The following is a 17,260-nucleotide window of genomic DNA, read 5'->3' as shown; positions in this document are numbered from 1 at the left end:
ATCGTCTGGTTGCCGTGTTCGCATGGCACATGGTGGGTATAGCTCAGTTGGCAGAGCGCCTGGTTGTGGTCTAGGAGGTCGCGGGTTCGAGCCCCGTTACTCACCCCACCGAGTGAATGAACGAGTGGTCCGGTTCGCCGGGCCGCTCGTTTTTTCGTGAAAGGGGCTTCCGGATGCTCGACCTCGACGAAGACGCGTTCGAGACCCTGGTCGTGGCCGAACTCGACCTGCTGCCCGATGACATGATCGACGGCCTCGACAATGTCGTCTTCGTGGTCGAAGACCGCCCGGAAGACGGCTCGCTCGACCTCCTCGGCCTGTATGACGGAGTCGCCCTCACCGAGCGCGGCCAGTACGGCTTCGGCGAGATGCCCGACCGCATCGTGCTCTACCGCGAACCACTGCTCAGCATCTGTGCAGACCTCGACGAACTGCGCGACCAGATCCACATCACTCTCGTGCACGAGATAGCCCACTTCTACGGAATCGACGACGCACGCCTGCACGACCTCGGTTGGGCGTGATTGCGGGTTAGCCTGAGGCATGCCCTCGACGATAGCCAGCCGCATCCGCCGTGGTGTTTTCGTGGGGGTCGGCGCCCTCGTCATTCTGGGCATCGGGGTCTACGGGCCGGCCACCCTCATCGGCCCTCTTCCCGCTGCGAGTGCCACCGTTCTGGGGGCTGACACCACCATCGCGGCGCCCACTCCCCCCACTCTGCCGCAGACCGGAGCGAGCGCCCTCACAGCTGACGGCGCCGACAGCGTTCTGGCCTCGTCTGGCGACGCTTCGGCGGTTCCGCTCGGGGGCACCACCAAGGTGATCACGGCACTCGTGGTGCTCGACGCCAAGCCCGTCGACGCTGGCAAGCAGGGCGAGTCGATCGTCATCACGCCCGAAGACTACGCCGGCTACGTGAGCTACATCGCCGACAGCGCGCGGGCCATCTCGTTCATCACGGGCGAGTCGTGGAGCGAGCGCGACATGCTGCAGGCCATGCTGCTGGGTTCGAGCAACAACCACGCCGATGCGCTGGCGCGGTGGGCATTCGGCTCCGTCGACGGGTATGTGACGGCCGCGAACGCGTGGCTGGCGAAGAACGGCTTCACGGGCACCCATGTCTCCGACGCCACGGGGTTGTCGAGCGATTCGGTGGGTACAGCATCCGATCTCGCCCGTATTGCAAAGCTCGCCTTCAGCGTGCCCGTCATCGGCGAGATCATGCCACTGCCCTCGACCACCGTGAACGGCGGCCGCCTGGTGACGAACCTGGCCAGCTACATGCCCGACAAGGGGGTCACCGGCCTGTCGCTGAGCTACACCGACCAGGCGGGGCTCTGCCTGCTCTACAAGGCCACGGTGCAGGTGAGCGGCAAGCCGGCCACCCTCTACGGAAGCATGCTGCGGGAGCCTGGCTACGACACGCTGAACGCCGACATGGGCACGTTGCTCGCCTCTGCCGCCACCAATCTCACGTCGACGACCATCGTGACGACAGGTGACGCGTTCGTGACGTATTCGACCCCGTGGGGCCAGAGTGCACAGGGCGTAGCTGTCAGCGACGACTCCCGGATGCTCTGGTCGGCGACCCCCATCACGCACTCCGTCTCGACGGCCACCGTCTCCACCGGCTCGGGTGGAACAGCCGCGGGCACGGTGTCGTTCAACCTGCCGGGCGGAGCGCTCACCGTGCCGCTGAAACTCGACCATGCGCTCACCGACCCGGGGCCGCTCTGGCGCCTCACCCACCCCGTGGAGGTCATCCAGGCCCTCATCGCCTCGCGCTCCTGACCTGCGCCCACACCCGCATCCGTCGCTCCGCGAACAAATCGACTTTCCCCACCCTGTCGCCCAGCGCGGAGGCGGCCGACGGAGTGGGGAAAGTCGATCGACAATCGAGCGCAGAACCTAGACGAGGGCCTCGCCCAGGTCTTGCGCGTTGTCGTCGCTCACGGGCGAGTCGCTCGAGGCGGCGTCGAACGAGTAGCTGACGTGGGTCTGGCCGTTGAGCTCACGCTCACCGACGGCGGTGTACTCGAAGTTCGACTCGAGGCCGTCGACCAGCGCAATGACGCCGAACGTCTTGTCGTACGCGCCGTCGACGTACAGACGGGTATCGATCTGGCCTTTCAGGGGGCCGTCGACGTACTCGACGGTGTAACCGGTGGGTGCTGTTGAATCTGTCATGCATCCACCGTATCGCGAGCGTGCGCTCAGCTGGCGCTGCCGATGAAGTTCCACGTTCCGGTTGACACCGACACCGTGACAGCCACCAACGCGACCAGCGCCGCCAGCGCGATGAGCACCGCTTCCCGCCACCCGAATCGCGATTCGCGGGCATAGGTCCGCTCGATCGTCGAACCGAATCCACGCGCCTCCATCGCGGTGGCGAGCTTGCTGCCGCGTCTGATCGAGAGCACCAGCAGTGCGAATCCCTGGCTGAAGAACCGCCTGATGCGCCCCGAATCGCCCACCCCACGGGCCCGCCGCGCGAGCTGCAGCGACCGCCAGTCGTCGAGAAACAGCCCCACGAGCCGCAGGCCCGCAAGGCCGCCGAGTACAAATCGGCTCGGCAGGTGCAGCACCTGCGCCAGGCCGTCGGCGAGGTCAGTGGGGTCGATGGTGACGAAGAGCACCACCGCGGGCAGCCCGATGGCGAGCACTCGCAGCAGAGTAGCCAGCGCCAGCTCGAACGAGCCGTCGGTGACGTGAATCAGGTAGAGCTGAAAGTAGGTGGCGCCCGCCGGCCTGCCGTAGAGCACCGTGGTCACGGCCGCGGCGGGCGCGGCAACCCACACGGGCAGCGTGCGCAGAAAGAACTGCCGCGCGCTCAGCCCCGCCCACAGAAACAGGATGCCCTCCAGCACCAGCGCGACCGACGCCGACACCCAGTCGATCGAGAGCACCAGCGTGAAACTCAGCACGAATGCCGCCGCCAGTTTGGCGACCGGGTTGATCGAATAGACCACGTGTGTGCCACGCGTCGGAGTCAGGATGCTCATGCCAGCCCCTCGGCCCGCGCCGGCATGCGCAGCTCCCGGTCGGCGAGCGCGTCGACAAAATCGGTGTCGTGCGTGACGGCGACCAGCGCGGTGCCCTCGTCGAGCAGCTCGGCGAGCAGCGCCACGAGCTCGGCCCAGGTGCGAGAGTCCTGCCCGAACGTGGGCTCATCGAGCACGAGCAGCGAGGGGCGGGTGGCGAGTACGGTGGCCACCGAGAGGCGCCGCTTCTCCCCGCCCGACAGGGTGAAGGGGTTCGCCGCCGCGAGCGCGGTGAGGCGCAGACGCGCGAGCAGGGCATCCACTCGCTCATCGATCTCGGCTTGCGGAAGCTTGAGGGCGCGCGGGCCGACGGCGAGTTCACCGCGCACGGTGGTGCTCAGAAACTGGTGTTCGGGGTCTTGGAAGACGGTGCCCACGCGGGTGAGCAGCTGGCGCGACATCCAGCGGATGGGGCTCGGCCCGGCACCCGCGGCGAAGGCCTCACCGGCTTCGAGCCGCCCGGCCAGGGGCGGCAGTAGCCCGGCCAGGGTGAGCGCCAGTGTCGATTTGCCGGCGCCGTTCGGCCCGGTGATAGCGGTGGCTGTGCCGCGCTCGATCTCGAGCGCAAGACCCACCGCCACGGCTCGGCCCTTCACCCGCGCCACTGAGAGGTCTGTGGCGCGCAGCAGCCGCTCGACCCCGAGGCCACTCGCGGCCGCGTGGGCGGCCCTCTGCTGATCCGCGTCGAGACCCGCAGCCGACCCGCCACCCTCAGACCAGTCATCACCCACAGGCCAGCCACTACCCGCGGAGGAGAGGCGCGCGCGCCGTACCGGCCGCGCCGGCGGAAACCCGGGAACCCATACCCCCGACGCCGCCAGCTCAGCGCCGCGCTCGACGAGCACGTCGCCGGGAGGCCCGTCGGCGAGCACTCCCCCGCCGGGCGCGAGCACCACGACACGGTTCACCAGGTGCCGCCAGATCTCGACGCGGTGCTCGATCACCACGAACGTGGCCTCGGAGTGCTCGAGCACCCGCGCGACCGAATCGCGAATCTCGCGTACCCCCTCGGGGTCGAGGTTGGCAGTGGGTTCGTCAAGCAACAGCAGCGACGGCTGCATGGCCAGCACGCCTGCAAGCGCGAGGCGCTGCTTCTGCCCTCCCGAGAGCTCTGAGGTCGGGTGCGAGAGCGGAACTCGCAGCCCCACGGCGTCGAGCGCCTCTGCCACCCGCTGCCAGATCTCATCTCGAGAAACCCCGAGGTTCTCGCAGCCGAAGGCGACATCGTCGCCGACCCGCGCGAGCATGACCTGCGAGTCGGGGTCTTGCAGCAGCAGCCCGACCCGGCCGCGCGCATCCACCGGACGCACCCCGCCGACGCTCAACTCCCCCGACTGTTCGCCTTCGTCGTCGCCGCCGAGCACGCCCGCGAGCGCGGAGATGAGCGTCGACTTGCCGGCTCCGGATGCTCCCAAGAGCAGCACGCGTTCGCCCGGCTCTATGACGAGGTCGAGTTGGCTCACGGCCCACGCCGCTCGACCGGCGTGCCGCCAGCCCCAGCCGCGCGCTTCGACCCGTGCGCCACCGCCGCCGGTGCCCGCGCCGCCGGCAACGCCGGCCACGGCTCCCGCGGGGTCGCTCGACCCCGCCACCGCGGCAGAACCGCGTGGCGGCGGCACCGAGCGACCCCGGGCCATGCGCTAGACCCGCACCGCTGATTCGCGACCCGACGCGAACCGGCTGAGCGCACCGGTTCGGGCGATTCCGCGCATCGCCAGCCACGACAGCAGCCCGGCGATCACGACGCCCGAGATGATCGATGTGACCGTGTAGATGATGATGAACGGAGTGTCTGACCCCGGGTACGACACGATGAGGTCGGTGATCGAGAGCGCAACAGCGGCTCCTACCCCGGCGAGCAGCGCCACTCCGAGCCGGTAGCTCGAGTAGAGGAAGAGCGCAAACACGATCTCCGCGCCGATGCCCTGTGTGAGCCCCGAGACCAAGGTCCACGGCCCCCACTGGGTGCCGATCAGAGCCGACACGATGGCGGCCACGAGCTCGGTGTACAGTGCCGCACCGGGCTTCCGGATGACCAGTGCACCCAGCACGCCAGCAAACAGCCAGCCGCCGTTCACCAGACCCTGGAGCCCCGGCAGAGCCGCCTCGAGCGGAGTGCCGATGGGGTTGTACGCCAACCCCCAGCCCCAGAAGATGAGCCCCGCCGCCACGCCGATGACGCTGGCCACGATGATGTCGACCACCCGCCAGCGCCCGAGCGAACTGCGCGCCGCTGATACACCGATTCTTGCTGTTGCTGTCTGCACTTGTCGTGCCCTTTCGTTGAACGAATTTTTCAGGGCACGGGTGATGAGACGTCGCTTCCGTCAGCACCGCAGTAAGCGGGAGCCGACGGAAGCGACGGCTCGGAGAGTGTCTGCTCCCTGCGCTGGCATGATCCAGATCAGGTTCGACGGTCGAAGGTTGAGAACCTTCCTCTCAGCCCGGCTCACCGGACTCCCGTGTGAGGCCATTATCCCACTTCCGCGGGCGACCCGCTATTCTGACTCCACCATGATGCCGCTGTTCGTTCTCGCCGTGATCGTGATCATTGCTGTCATGTTCCTGGCCGTAGCGGCGCATCGCCGAATGACCGAGGCCTGGCTCCGCACGAACGGCACCCGTGTGAACGGCCGGGCCGTCACGGTTGCTCCCCCGCTCTCGGCGGGCCTGCTGTCACGGCTCTCCTCGACGGTGACCATCATCTCGTTCACATCTCGCGATGGCCAGGCGCGCAGCCTCACCCCGCGCTCGGGGGCGATGACGTTCACTGTGGCCCTCGCCGGCGGCGGCGTGACGGTGCTCTACGACGCCGATCGGCCCACGAGCGAAGACCGCATTCGGGTGGGTTTCGGCGCGGAGCCTACTACGTGGCACCGGGTGCGCCTGCGTCAAGCAGCCTGAACCGCGCGTTCGCAGCGAAGTATGTCAGGCTGAAGGCATGCACTTGCGAATCTTCACAGAGCCCCAGCAGGGCGCCACGTACGACGACATTCTCGCTGTGGCGCAGGCGAGTGAACGACTGGGCTTCGACGCGTTCTTTCGCTCTGACCACTACCTCGCCATGGGCGACGAGCCGGGGCTACCGGGCCCGACCGACGCCTGGACTACTCTGGCCGGGCTGGCCCGGGAGACCTCCCGCATCAAGTTGGGCACGCTGGTCTCGTCGGTGACGTACCGGTACCCGGGCATCCTTGCGATTCAGGTCGCCCAGGTCGACCAGATGTCGGGCGGCCGAGCCGAACTCGGCCTCGGAACCGGCTGGTTCGCACGCGAGCACGAGGCCTACGGCATCCCGTTCCCGGAGAAGCGTTTCGGCCTACTCGAAGAGCAGCTCGAGATCGTCACCGGGCTTTTCGGCACCGCGGTGGGCGAGACGTATTCGTTCGAGGGTGAGCACTACCGCCTCGTCGATTCGCCCGCGCTGCCGAAACCGGTGCAGGCCGCGCTGCCCATCATCGTGGGTGGTTCCGGCAAGGCGCGCACGCCGGCCATGGCCGCACGGTTCGCCACGGAATTCAACATTCCGTTTCCTGAGATCGCCGACATCCGGCCGCAGTTCGAGCGCGTTCGGGCCGCCTGCGAGGCCATCGGCCGCGACGCCGACTCGATGGTCTACTCGGTTGCGGTGACAACCGCAGTCGGGGCAGACGAGGCAGAGTTCAGACTTCGGGCGGCGGCGATCGGGCGCGACCCCGAGGAGCTACGAAAGAGCGGGCTCGGCGGCACAGCATCCGAAGCCATCGACCGCATCGGCGAACTGGCTGACCTCGGGGCCGAACGACTCTACCTACAGGTACTCGACCTCAGCGACCTCGATCATCTCGAGTTCATCGCGAGCGAGATCGCACCTCACTTCTCCTAACGCACCACCCTCTTTCACAACGACCCCACCTCAACTGAACAGGAGATCTCTGTGGACAGCTGGCCCGGATCTGCATACCCCCTCGGCGCGACATTCGACGGCAGCGGCACCAACTTCGCCATCTTCAGTGAAGGCGCAGAGAAGGTGGAGCTCTGTCTGTTCGGCGAGAAAGGCGCAGAGACCCGCATTCTGCTGCACGAAGTCGACGCCTTCGTCTGGCACTGCTACCTGCCCCAGGTTCAGCCCGGGCAGCGTTACGGGTACCGCGTGTACGGCCCGTACGACCCGAAGAACGGTCAGCGCTTCAACCCGAACAAGCTGCTGCTCGACCCGTACGCAAAGGCGACCAGCGGCACTATCGACTGGGATCAGTCGCTGTTCTCGTACAACTTCGGCGACCCCGACTCAGAGAACACCCTCGACTCGGCCAAGCACATGATGTACGGCGTGGTGATCAATCCGTTCTTCGACTGGTCGGGCGACCGCGAGTTGAAGGTGCCGTACAACGAGACCATCATCTACGAGGCGCACGTGAAGGGGCTCACCGAGCTCAACCACGAGGTGCCGAAAGACCAGCGCGGCACGTACGCCGGCATCGCCCACCCGGCCACCATCGAACACCTGCAGCGGTTGGGCATCACGGCCATCGAACTGATGCCCGTGCACCAGTTCGTGCAGGATTCGACCCTGCTGGAAAAGGGCCTGCACAACTACTGGGGCTACAACACGATCGGGTTCTTCGCACCGCACAGCGCCTACTCGTCTGCGGGCGAGCGCGGCCAGCAGGTGCAGGAATTCAAGGGCATGGTCAAGGCCTTGCACGCGGCCAACATCGAAGTGATTCTTGACGTTGTGTACAACCACACCGCCGAGGGCAATCATCTAGGCCCGACGCTCTCGTTCAGGGGCATCGACAACGAGGCTTACTACCGCGTGATGGATGACGACAAGCGGTACTACATGGACTACACCGGTACCGGCAACACCCTCAATGTGCGGCACCCCCACTCGCTGCAGCTGATCATGGACTCGCTGCGCTACTGGGTCACCGAGATGCACGTCGACGGTTTTCGGTTCGACCTCGCCTCGACTCTCGCCCGCGAGTTCTACGACGTCGACCGACTGTCGAGCTTCTTCGAGCTCGTGCAGCAAGACCCGGTGGTGTCGCAGGTGAAGCTCATCGCCGAGCCGTGGGATGTCGGGCCGGGCGGGTACCAGGTGGGCAACTTTCCGCCTCAATGGTCGGAGTGGAACGGCAAGTACCGCGACACCGTGCGTGACTTCTGGCGGGGCGAGCCCGCCTCGCTCGGCGAGTTCGCCTCGCGGTTCACGGGGTCTTCTGACCTGTACGAGCACTCCGGGCGTCGCCCGGTGGCCTCGATCAACTTCGTCACCGCGCACGACGGCTTCACGCTGGCCGACCTGGTGTCGTACAACGAGAAGCACAACGACGCCAACGGCGAGAACGGCCAAGACGGCGAGTCGTCGAACCGCAGCTGGAACAGCGGTGTCGAAGGGCCAACCGACGACCCGGGCATCCGGGCCCTCCGCGCGAGGCAGCAGCGCAACTTTCTGGCTACACTGCTGCTCAGCCAGGGTGTACCGATGCTTCTGCACGGCGACGAACTCGGCCGCACGCAGATGGGCAACAACAACACCTACGCGCAAGACAACGAGCTCTCATGGGTGCACTGGAAGACGGCTGACGAGCCGCTCACCGAGTTCACGTCAGCCGTGATGCGCCTGCGCAAGGAGCACCCCACGTTTCGGCGCAGCCGTTTCTTCGATGGCCGGCCGGTGAGGCGCGGGCGCGGCGAGCCGCTGCCCGACATCGTATGGCTGAACACTGAGGCACGCGAGATGGAGCCAGAGGAGTGGGACACCCCGCTCAGCCGCTCGGTGGGCGTGTTTCTCAACGGGCAGGGCATTCGCGGGCGCGACTACCGCGGCGAGCGCGTCACCGACGTGAACTTTCTGCTCTACTTCAACGCCGACGACGCGGCCGTGCCCTTCACCCTGCCGAGCGTCGAGTACGCCCGGGCCTGGGATGTCGTCATCGACACCGCGGGCCAGGCCACCGATGAGGCGCCCAGCAAACCGGGCGACGTCATCACTGTCTACCCGAAATCGATGCTGGTGCTGCGCGCGCACCGAACCGACCTTCCCGACCCCGACCACTCGGTCGCGGCCTCTCTCAGCAGCATGACCGGCGCCGTGCCGATCATTCCCGCCAACCGGCCGTCGGTCGGCTGACCTCACACAGAAACGAGCACAATGCCGAGCCCCACGTCGACCTACCGCCTGCAGATCACTTCGGCGTTCACTCTCGCCGAAGCGGCAGAGGCAGCGAAGTACCTCCGAGACCTCGGGGCCGACTGGCTCTACTTCTCGCCGTTGCTGAAGGCCGAGAAGGGGTCAGACCACGGTTACGACGTGGTCGATCACGCGCAGGTCGACCCCGACCGGGGCGGGGCGGCTGGTCTCGAGAAGGCGGTGGCGGAGGCTCGGTCGCTCGGGCTCGGCGTGCTCATCGACATCGTGCCGAACCACGTGGGCGTCGCGACGCCGGGCGACAGCCTGTGGTGGTGGGATCTGCTGACGCACGGCCAGGCCTCGCGCTACGCGGCTGCGTTCGACATCGACTGGGAGTTCGGCGGCGGCAAGGTGCGTCTACCTGTGCTGGGCGACGACTCGCTCGACGGGCTCGAGGTGGTGGGCGACGAGCTGCACTACTACGAGAACCGGTACCCTCTGGCGCCCGGCACCGCTGACGACGGGGCCGATGCGGCCACAGTGCACGCGCGCCAGAACTACGAACTGATCAACTGGCGACGGGCCGACTACGATCTGAACTACCGACGGTTCTTCGCGGTGAACACGCTCGCGGGCATCCGGGTCGAAGACGAGGCCGTGTTCGCCGAGTCGCACGCGGAGATCGCGCGGTGGTTCACCGAGGGGCTGGCCGATGGGCTGCGGGTCGATCATCCTGACGGCCTGCGCGACCCCGGCGCCTACCTCGAACGGCTCGGCGAGCTGACCGGGCACGGCTATGTGCTCGTCGAAAAGATTCTCGAGGGGCGCGAGCAGCTGCCGCCCGAGTGGGCGACGGCGGGCACCACGGGCTACGACGCGCTCGCCGACTTCGACCGCGTGCTCGTCGACCCGGCGGGGCAGGCGGCCCTGGATGCCCTCGATCAGTCGCTCGCGACTCCTTCGCGCCCCGTTCCTTCGTCATTCGAGGCGCTCATCCACGAGACCAAGCGCGAAGTCGCCGACGGCATTCTGCACTCGGAGGTGCTGCGCATCGCGCGCGACCTCGAGGCGAGCGGGGCGGTGAACAGGTTCGGAATCGGCCCTGCCCCCGAGGCCGATGCGGCCGGAGGCTCGCCCGCCGGCTCTCCGCTCGAACCAGCGACCGTCGCCGACGCCATCGGCGAGCTGCTCACCTGCTTTCCGGTGTACCGCTCGTACCTGCCGCTCGGCCTCGACCAGCTGCAGAAGGCCGCAGCCCTCGCGGCTTCGCACCGGCCCGACCTCGCCGCCACGATCGACGCCATTCTGCCCGCGCTCGGCGACGCCTCGAACGAGGCCGCCATCCGCTTCCAGCAGACCTCGGGCATGGTCATGGCGAAGGGCGTCGAAGACACCGCGTTCTACCGCTACAACCGCCTCACCTCGCTCAACGAGGTCGGAGCCGACCCGGGAGAGTTCGCCATCGACGTGGCCGAGTTCCACAAACGCCAGGTCACCCGCATGCGCTCGTACCCGAACGCCATGACCACTCTCTCGACCCACGACACCAAGCGCGGCGAAGACACCCGGGCACGCATCAGCGTCATCTCTGAGCTGCCGACGGAGTGGGCATCCACTGTCGCGAAACTCCGTGAACTCGTGCCGCTCGGTGACGGTCAGCTCGAGAACCTGCTCTGGCAGGCCATCATCGGGTCATGGCCCGCGTCACGCGAACGTCTGCACGCCTACGCAGAGAAGGCCGCCCGCGAAGCTGGCGACTCGACCGACTGGCTCGACGTGAACGACGAATTCGAGGCACGGATGCACGAGCTGGTCGACAGCGCATTCGACAACCCCGCCGTGGGTTCGCTACTCGATGCCTTTCTCAGCCAGGTTCTGGCGCCGGGGTGGTCGAACTCGCTGTCGCTGAAGCTGTTGCAACTCACCGCGCCGGGCGCCCCCGACGTGTACCAGGGCTCTGAACTCTGGGAGACGTCGCTCGTCGACCCCGACAACCGCCGCCCGGTCGACTACGGCATGCGCCGCGAGCTGCTGGCACGCATCGACGCCGGCGAAGTGCCGGCGATCGACGGTTCTGGCGCGGCGAAGCTCCTGGTCACGTCTCGTGCGCTCCGGTTGCGGCGCGACCGGCCCGGGTTGTTCGTGGGATACCGCCCGCTCGTGGCCGCAGGGTCAGCCGCCTTGCACGTGGTGGCCTTCGACCGTGACGACGCCATCACCGTGGCCACCCGGCTGCCCGTGGGGCTCGCCGCGGCGGGCGGCTGGGGCGACACCAGCATCGGCACCGATCACCCGCGGGTGGTCGACGTCATCACGGGTCGCTCGTACGATGGGGCGCGCATCCTGCTCGCCGACCTGCTCTCGACCTACCCGGTGGCACTGCTGGTGCCCGCAGAGGAAGCCTGACCATGACGCTGAAACAGTTCGATGTGTGGGCCCCGCGGGCGAAAGATGTGACGCTGCGTGTGCGTGAGGGCGCTGATCTGCCGCTGCATTCCATCGCCATGACACCACGCGGCGACGGCTGGTTCACGGCTCCCGAGTTCGACGGCCGAGCGTTCGTCGAGGCCGACTACGGGTACGTGCTCGACGGCTCGGGCGGCGACGATGCTCCGGCCCTGCCAGACCCCAGGTCGAGGCGGCAGCCAGGCGGTGTGCACGGTCTCTCGCGCACCTACGACCCGGCCTCGCACGAATGGAACGACAGCACGTGGAAGGGCCGCCAGCTTGCCGGCGGCGAGATCTACGAGTTGCACATCGGCACGTTCACCCCTGAGGGCACCCTCGACGCGGCCATCGGCAAGCTCGACCACCTCGTGTCGATCGGTGTCGACTTCGTTGAAGTTCTGCCCGTGAACGGCTTCAACGGAACGCACAACTGGGGCTATGACGGAGTGCTCTGGTTCGCCGTGCACGAACTCTACGGCGGGCCCGCCGCGTACCAGCGGTTCGTCGACGCCTGTCACGAAAAAGGCCTGGCGGTCATCCAAGACGTCGTCTACAACCACCTCGGCCCGAGCGGCAACTATCTGCCGCTGTACGGCCCGTACCTGAACGACGCGGCCTCGAACACGTGGGGCTCGTCGATCAACCTCGACGGCGACGACTCGGCCGAAGTGCGACGGTACATCATCGACAACGCCCTGATGTGGCTGAATGACTACCACGTCGACGGGCTGCGCCTCGATGCGGTGCACGCGCTGCACGACAGCTCGACCCCGCACCTGCTCGCAGAGATGTCGACCGAGGTCGACGCGCTCTCGTCGTTCGTCGGGCGGCCGCTCACACTGATCGCCGAGTCTGACCTCAACGACCCGGTGATGTTCACTCCGCGGGAGAGCGAGGGCCACGGCCTGACCGCCCAGTGGAGCGACGACTTCCACCACGCCGTGCACGTCGCCCTCACTGGCGAGACCACGGGCTACTACGCCGACTTTGACTCACTGGCGGCGCTGGCGAAGGTGCTCACCGAGGGCTTCTTCCACAACGGCACCTACTCGAGCTTTCGCGAGACGAAGCACGGCAAGCCGATCGACACGGCACACACCTCCTCGTGGCGGCTGGTCGTGGCGAACCAGAACCACGATCAGATCGGCAACCGGGCCACCGGCGACCGCCTGAGCGCACAGCTGACGGATGGCCAGCTCGCCATCGCCGCCGTCATCACGTTGCTCGGGCCGTTCACCCCCATGCTGTTCATGGGCGAGGAGTGGGCCGCATCGACACCGTGGCAGTTCTTCACGTCGCATCCGGAACACGACCTCGGCGAAGCCACCGCCAAAGGCCGCATCGCCGAGTTCGCTAAAATGGGCTGGGACGAAGCCTCTGTGCCCGACCCCCAAGACCCCGAGACCTTCGAGCGTTCGAAGCTCGACTGGGCCGAGGCCGGCCTCGCCGACGCGTCTTCGCCTGCCGTCGCCGGCGCTGCCGACTCGCGCGCTGCCGACCCGCGCGCAGCTGGCGACTCGACTCCTGGCGTCGAGAGCCGGCACGTGAAGCTACTGCGGCTGTACCGCGAGCTGGCGACGCTGCGGCGCACCGCGCCCGAGTTCACCGACCCGCGCTTCGACCACATCGACGTGCGCTTCGACGAGAAGGCGCGGTGGTTCGAGCTGCGTCGCGGCGCGATCAGCATCCTGATCAACTTCTCCGACGCCCCCCTCGACGCCTCCGCCGTCGCTGACTCCATAATCGACGCCCCCCTCGGCGAGCTGCTGCTCGCCACCGCCGACGTTCTGGCCGATCCCAACCCCGCCGCTGCCTCAGCCTCGGCAGCCTCGTCAAACGATTCCCCTCCTGACGCGTCGTCACCCTCGTCGCTCCCGCCGCACTCGGCCATCGTCTACCGTCGCGCCTGACCCCGTCCGTACTCCGAACCCTGAGGGCAAAAACGCGGTTCAGGGGGTGGGCGGCTGTGGGGTGGCGGCCGGGCGGTCGCGGGGGCCCGGCTGCACGAGGGAGGCGCGTTTGAGGAGGGTGCGGCCGAACTTGGCCGCGATGAGGTCGGCGGTGGCCTCGGCATCGCGCCAGCCGGAGGGCGGAGCAGACTCGTCGTCCCACAGGGAGGGCTGGTGCACGGTGTCGCCGGCCGTCACGAGGTTCTCCACGCGCACGCCGATGAGGCGCACACGCTGGTCGACGGGCCCGAGCGCCGCGAACAGCTCGCGCGAAGCGTCGGAGATGGTCTGCGCCAGGTCGGTGGGCTCGGCGAGCGTGCGTGACCTGGTGATGGTCGAGAAGTCGGTGAACCTCAGTTTCAGCGCGACCGTCTTGCCGGCCAGCCCCGCGCGACGCAGCCGCACGGCCACCTGGTCGCTCAGACGCAACAATTCGAGCCTGATTTTCTGCTCATCTGCCACGTCGAACTCGAACGTGATCTCGTGCCCGATGCTCTTCTCGACCCGCTCGGTGACCACCGAACGCGGGTCGAGCCCCGACGCGAGGGCGTGAAGTTTCGCTCCCGACGCCTCCCCCACCCGCCGGATGAGCGTGTCGAGCGGGGTGGCCGCAAGCTCTCCGACGGTTTTGATGCCGAGTCGGCTGAGCGACTCGGCGGTGCTCGCGCCGACTCCCCAGAGGGCAGAGATGGGCAGCGGGTGAAGAAACGCGAGCGTCTCTGCGGCCGGAATCACGAGCATCCCGTCGGGCTTCGCCCTCCCCGACGCCATTTTGGCAATGAACTTCGTCGACGCAGCCCCCACCGAGCACGTGAGCCCCGTCTCGGCCTCGACCTGCGCGCGCACCAGCGCCCCGATGGTCGACGGCAGCCCGAGCAACCGCTTGGCGCCGGCCACGTCGAGAAACGCCTCGTCGATGCTGAGCGGCTCGACCAGCGGAGTGACGCTCCGAAAGATGCGCATCACCTCGCCCGAGAACCGCTTGTACTTCTCCATGTGCCCCGGAAGCACCACGGCATGCGGGCACAGCTGCAACGCCCGAGCCACCGGCATCGCCGAATGTACACCGAACCGCCGCGCCTCATACGTCGCCGAGGTCACCACTCCGCGCCCACCCGCGTGGCCGATGATCACCGCTTTTCCGACGAGTTCTGGATGCTCGAGCAGTTCTACTGACGCGAAGAAGGCATCCATGTCGATGTGCAGCATGGTCGCACTGCCGTCGTCTTCACCGCCACCGAACACCCGTGGCCGGGCTGCGGACGCCGCCTGCCGCACGGGCTTCGACGCCCACCCCGCTGCTCGCTTCGCTCCCTCGGCCATACCCTCCAGCCTATGCTGCGCCACCGACATCGCGGCGGCTCAGCCGGGCTCAGCGAGGCTCAGCCGGATCAGCGAGGCTCAGTGGATCCTGCCCGCGCTCAGGCGCGCTCGTCGAGCAGCGCCTGGAGCTTCGCGGCCGTGTTGAGGTTACGGGCGGTGTAGACGGGGCCCAGCTGCTTCCAGAACGAGACCGGCAGGCGCGAGTTCGAGATGCCTTCGGGGTGCCATGAGTAGACGGCGCCGTCGCCGAGCGCGAGAACTTCGGGCAGAGTGGCGGCGGGGTCGGGAAGGGCGATGCTCTGGGCATCCAGAGCCCCCGGCACGAACGTGACGACCGCTTTCGATGGGTCGGCGGCAATGCTCTGCAGCGGGTTCGCCGCGACGATCTCGTGAAAACGTGCAGCCGCCAGAATGACGAACCCGGCTTTGAGACCCGTTGCTGCGTGAAAGTCTCGTTCGACCGCCGCCGTATCGTCGGCCGTCAGCATGCGGTCGGTTGTGAAGACGACGTTGCCGCTCTGCAGCAGAGTCTTCACGTCGGCGAAGCCGAGCGACTCGAACACCTGGCGGAAGTCGGCCATCGCCACACGCGTGGTCGGCCCGACGTTGATGCCGCGCACGAGGCCGACGTAGTGTTGGGCGCTCACGCTCAGACCTCGCTCACGCGACCGGCCTCGACCTGCCACTGGCGGGTGAGGGTGACCGTTTCGAGCATGCGGCGGTCGTGCGTGACGAGCAGCAGGGTGCCCTCGTACGCGTCGAGTGCCTCCTCGAGCTGCTCGATGGCCGGCAGGTCGAGGTGGTTGGTGGGCTCGTCGAGCACGAGCAGGTTGACTCCCCGCGCCTGGAGCAGCGCGAGGGCCGCCCGGGTGCGTTCGCCAGGCGACAGGCTGTCGACGGGCCTGTCGACGTGGTCGGCTTTGAGCCCGAACTTGGCCAGCAGCGTGCGCACCTCGGCGACCGGCATGTCTGGTACGACTGCACTCACCGCCTCGAACAGCACAGTCGAGCCTTCGAGCAGGCCGCGCGCCTGGTCGATCTCGCCGATGGCGACGCTGCGGCCGAGACTCGCCGAACCCTCGTCGGGCTGCTGGGTGCCGAGCAGCAGCCGCAGCAGCGTCGACTTGCCGGCGCCGTTGGGGCCGGTGATGCCGATGCGGTCGCCGCCATCGATCTGCAGGCTGACCGGGCCGAACGTGAAGTCGCCCTGGCGGGCCACTGCGGCGCTGAGCGTCGCGACGACCGAGCTCGAACGCGGGGCCGAGCCGATGGTGAACTGCAGCTGCCACTCTTTGCGGGGCTCATCGACCTCGTCCATGCGCGCGATGCGGCTCTCCATCTGCCGCACCTTCTGGCCTTGCTTCTCGCTCGACTCTGCCGACGCTTTACGGCGGATCTTGTCGTTGTCGGGCGACTTCTTCATGGCGTTGCGCACGCCCTGCGACGACCACTCGCGCTGCACGCGCGCGCGGCCCACGAGGTCGGCCTTCTTCGCGGCGAACTCGTCGTACTCGTCGCGCGCGTGGCGGCGGGCCGTGGCCCTCTCCTCCAGAAACGACTCGTAGCCGCCGTTGTACACCGAAACGCTGTTCTGGGCGAGGTCGAGCTCGACCACGGTGGTGACACAGCGGGCGAGAAACTCGCGGTCGTGCGACACGAGCACAACTCCCCCGCGAAGGCCCCGCACGAACGCCTCGAGCCGGGCGAGGCCGTCGAGGTCGAGGTCGTTCGTCGGCTCGTCGAGCAGCACGATGTCGAACCGCGAGAGCAGCAGGGCCGCCAGGGCGACGCGGGCGGCCTGGCCACCCGAGAGGGCGGTCATGAGGTGGGTGACGGGCAGGTCGAGACCGAGCTCGGCGAGGGTGGCCGGGGAGCGGTCGTCGAGGTCGGCTGCTCCGCTCGCGAGCCAGCGGTCGAGGGCAACCGAGTAGGCGTCGGCGGCGAGCGGGTCGTCACTGCCGAGCGCCACGGAAGTGGTCTCCATGTCGAGGGTCGCCGCCGTGCATCCGGTACGCCGACCGAGGTAGTCGGCGATGCTCTCGCCTGCCACCCGCTCGTGCTCCTGGGGCAGCCAGCCCACGAAGGCATCGGCTGGGGCCAGCATCACCGTGCCGGCGAGCGGCGCGTCGACGCCCGCGAGCAGCCTCAGCAGAGTGGTCTTGCCGGCGCCGTTCGCCCCAACGAGCCCCACCACGTCGCCCGGTGAGACGGTGAGGCTGAGATCGCTGAACAGAACGCGGTGCCCGTGCCCGCCCGACAGTGCTTTGGCTACGAGTGTTGCGGTCATGACTCCATTCTCGCAGCCCGGCTGCCCGGGTGCTGCTGCTCGCAGCGCCACCGACCTATCATGGAAACCCACGGGGAGTCGCGCTCCGCAGAGA

Annotated in this window: 14 protein-coding genes, 1 tRNA gene and 1 riboswitch; of the genes, 8 read left to right on the top strand and 7 right to left on the bottom strand. The window is 67.8% G+C overall.

Annotated features, from left to right (window positions below; genetic code table 11):
• The first annotated feature begins 32 nt into the window (after window positions 1-32).
• The 3 genes from D4765_RS06940 (at window position 33) to D4765_RS06930 (ending at window position 1,791) form a co-directional block, all read left to right on the top strand.
• Window positions 33-108: transfer RNA gene (locus D4765_RS06940), tRNA-His, on the top strand.
• 65 nt (window positions 109-173) lie between these two features.
• Complete coding sequence (locus D4765_RS06935; protein ID WP_136641559.1) at window positions 174-524, top strand: metallopeptidase family protein; 351 nt, start codon at window positions 174-176, stop codon at window positions 522-524.
• Between the two features lie 19 nt (window positions 525-543).
• Window positions 544-1,791, top strand: a complete 1,248-nt coding sequence (locus tag D4765_RS06930) for a D-alanyl-D-alanine carboxypeptidase family protein (RefSeq protein ID WP_136641558.1) — start codon at window positions 544-546, stop codon at window positions 1,789-1,791.
• 117 nt (window positions 1,792-1,908) lie between these two features.
• On the opposite strand, the gene D4765_RS06925 is transcribed toward D4765_RS06930, so the two are convergent.
• Genes D4765_RS06925 through D4765_RS06910 form a run of 4 tightly spaced genes read right to left on the bottom strand, consistent with a single transcriptional unit; the run spans window position 1,909 to window position 5,308 of the window.
• A complete protein-coding gene (locus D4765_RS06925) occupies window positions 1,909-2,187 on the bottom strand; it encodes a hypothetical protein (RefSeq protein ID WP_136641557.1) in 279 nt (92 codons plus the stop codon).
• Between the two features lie 26 nt (window positions 2,188-2,213).
• Window positions 2,214-3,002, bottom strand: coding sequence for an energy-coupling factor transporter transmembrane component T family protein (locus tag D4765_RS06920; protein WP_136641556.1), 789 nt, complete (start codon window positions 3,000-3,002; stop codon window positions 2,214-2,216).
• Entirely contained in the window at window positions 2,999-4,678 is a 1,680-nt protein-coding gene (locus D4765_RS06915; RefSeq protein WP_136641555.1) for an ABC transporter ATP-binding protein, read from the bottom strand. Before D4765_RS06915 ends, D4765_RS06920 begins: the two co-directional genes overlap by 4 nt.
• A 3-nt stretch (window positions 4,679-4,681) precedes the next feature.
• The gene (locus tag D4765_RS06910; protein WP_136641554.1) at window positions 4,682-5,308 is read right to left on the bottom strand and encodes an ECF transporter S component; all 627 of its coding nucleotides are present in this window, start codon (window positions 5,306-5,308) and stop codon (window positions 4,682-4,684) included.
• Between the two features lie 97 nt (window positions 5,309-5,405).
• Window positions 5,406-5,515: riboswitch (TPP riboswitch) on the bottom strand.
• Between the two features lie 40 nt (window positions 5,516-5,555).
• On the opposite strand from D4765_RS06910, the gene D4765_RS06905 reads away from it, so the two are divergent.
• From D4765_RS06905 to treZ, 5 genes are read left to right on the top strand one after another with little or no spacing between them, the layout of a single operon-like run.
• Window positions 5,556-5,945: a hypothetical protein gene (locus D4765_RS06905; protein ID WP_136641553.1), complete on the top strand. Its 390-nt coding sequence runs from the start codon at window positions 5,556-5,558 to the stop codon at window positions 5,943-5,945.
• Between the two features lie 37 nt (window positions 5,946-5,982).
• Complete coding sequence (locus D4765_RS06900) at window positions 5,983-6,906, top strand: LLM class F420-dependent oxidoreductase (RefSeq protein ID WP_136641552.1); 924 nt, start codon at window positions 5,983-5,985, stop codon at window positions 6,904-6,906.
• Between the two features lie 51 nt (window positions 6,907-6,957).
• Window positions 6,958-9,159: a glycogen debranching protein GlgX gene (gene glgX, locus D4765_RS06895; protein ID WP_136641551.1), complete on the top strand. Its 2,202-nt coding sequence runs from the start codon at window positions 6,958-6,960 to the stop codon at window positions 9,157-9,159.
• Between the two features lie 21 nt (window positions 9,160-9,180).
• Window positions 9,181-11,565 (top strand): malto-oligosyltrehalose synthase, encoded by a 2,385-nt coding sequence (gene treY / locus D4765_RS06890; protein WP_136641550.1) that lies wholly within the window; start codon window positions 9,181-9,183, stop codon window positions 11,563-11,565.
• Window positions 11,566-11,567: 2 nt separating this feature from the next.
• Window positions 11,568-13,517, top strand: coding sequence for a malto-oligosyltrehalose trehalohydrolase (gene treZ, locus D4765_RS06885; RefSeq protein WP_136641549.1), 1,950 nt, complete (start codon window positions 11,568-11,570; stop codon window positions 13,515-13,517).
• A 39-nt stretch (window positions 13,518-13,556) separates the two neighbouring features.
• Here the strand turns inward: treZ and dinB are convergent, their stop codons facing one another.
• The 3 genes from dinB to D4765_RS06870 all read right to left on the bottom strand — a co-directional run bounded on the left by dinB (window position 13,557) and on the right by D4765_RS06870 (window position 17,166).
• Entirely contained in the window at window positions 13,557-14,765 is a 1,209-nt protein-coding gene (gene dinB / locus D4765_RS06880) for a DNA polymerase IV (protein ID WP_420824528.1), read from the bottom strand.
• 212 nt (window positions 14,766-14,977) lie between these two features.
• Window positions 14,978-15,526 carry a DUF1697 domain-containing protein gene (locus tag D4765_RS06875; protein ID WP_161580371.1) on the bottom strand — a complete coding sequence of 183 codons (549 nt, stop codon included), beginning with the start codon at window positions 15,524-15,526 and terminating at the stop codon, window positions 14,978-14,980.
• Window positions 15,527-15,528: 2 nt separating this feature from the next.
• Window positions 15,529-17,166 (bottom strand): ABC-F family ATP-binding cassette domain-containing protein, encoded by a 1,638-nt coding sequence (locus D4765_RS06870; RefSeq protein WP_136641546.1) that lies wholly within the window; start codon window positions 17,164-17,166, stop codon window positions 15,529-15,531.
• Window positions 17,167-17,260 lie beyond the last annotated feature (94 nt).

The sequence above is a fragment of the Subtercola vilae genome, from assembly GCF_004923255.1.
GTDB classification, from domain to species: domain Bacteria; phylum Actinomycetota; class Actinomycetes; order Actinomycetales; family Microbacteriaceae; genus Subtercola; species Subtercola vilae.
This window is presented reverse-complemented; position numbering and strand designations above follow the sequence as displayed.

Bases quoted from the DNA above. Each gene is read 5' to 3' on its own strand.
- D4765_RS06935 (WP_136641559.1), top strand. From the start codon at position 174: ATGCTCGACCTCGACGAAGACGCGTTCGAGACCCTGGTCGTGGCCGAA.
- D4765_RS06930 (WP_136641558.1), top strand. From the start codon at position 544: ATGCCCTCGACGATAGCCAGCCGCATCCGCCGTGGTGTTTTCGTGGGG.
- D4765_RS06925 (WP_136641557.1), bottom strand. From the start codon at position 2,187: ATGACAGATTCAACAGCACCCACCGGTTACACCGTCGAGTACGTCGAC.
- D4765_RS06920 (WP_136641556.1), bottom strand. From the start codon at position 3,002: ATGAGCATCCTGACTCCGACGCGTGGCACACACGTGGTCTATTCGATC.
- D4765_RS06915 (WP_136641555.1), bottom strand. From the start codon at position 4,678: ATGGCCCGGGGTCGCTCGGTGCCGCCGCCACGCGGTTCTGCCGCGGTG.
- D4765_RS06905 (WP_136641553.1), top strand. From the start codon at position 5,556: ATGATGCCGCTGTTCGTTCTCGCCGTGATCGTGATCATTGCTGTCATG.
- D4765_RS06900 (WP_136641552.1), top strand. From the start codon at position 5,983: ATGCACTTGCGAATCTTCACAGAGCCCCAGCAGGGCGCCACGTACGAC.
- treY (WP_136641550.1), top strand. From the start codon at position 9,181: ATGCCGAGCCCCACGTCGACCTACCGCCTGCAGATCACTTCGGCGTTC.
- treZ (WP_136641549.1), top strand. From the start codon at position 11,568: ATGACGCTGAAACAGTTCGATGTGTGGGCCCCGCGGGCGAAAGATGTG.
- dinB (WP_420824528.1), bottom strand. From the start codon at position 14,765: ATGCTGCACATCGACATGGATGCCTTCTTCGCGTCAGTAGAACTGCTC.
- D4765_RS06870 (WP_136641546.1), bottom strand. From the start codon at position 17,166: ATGACCGCAACACTCGTAGCCAAAGCACTGTCGGGCGGGCACGGGCAC.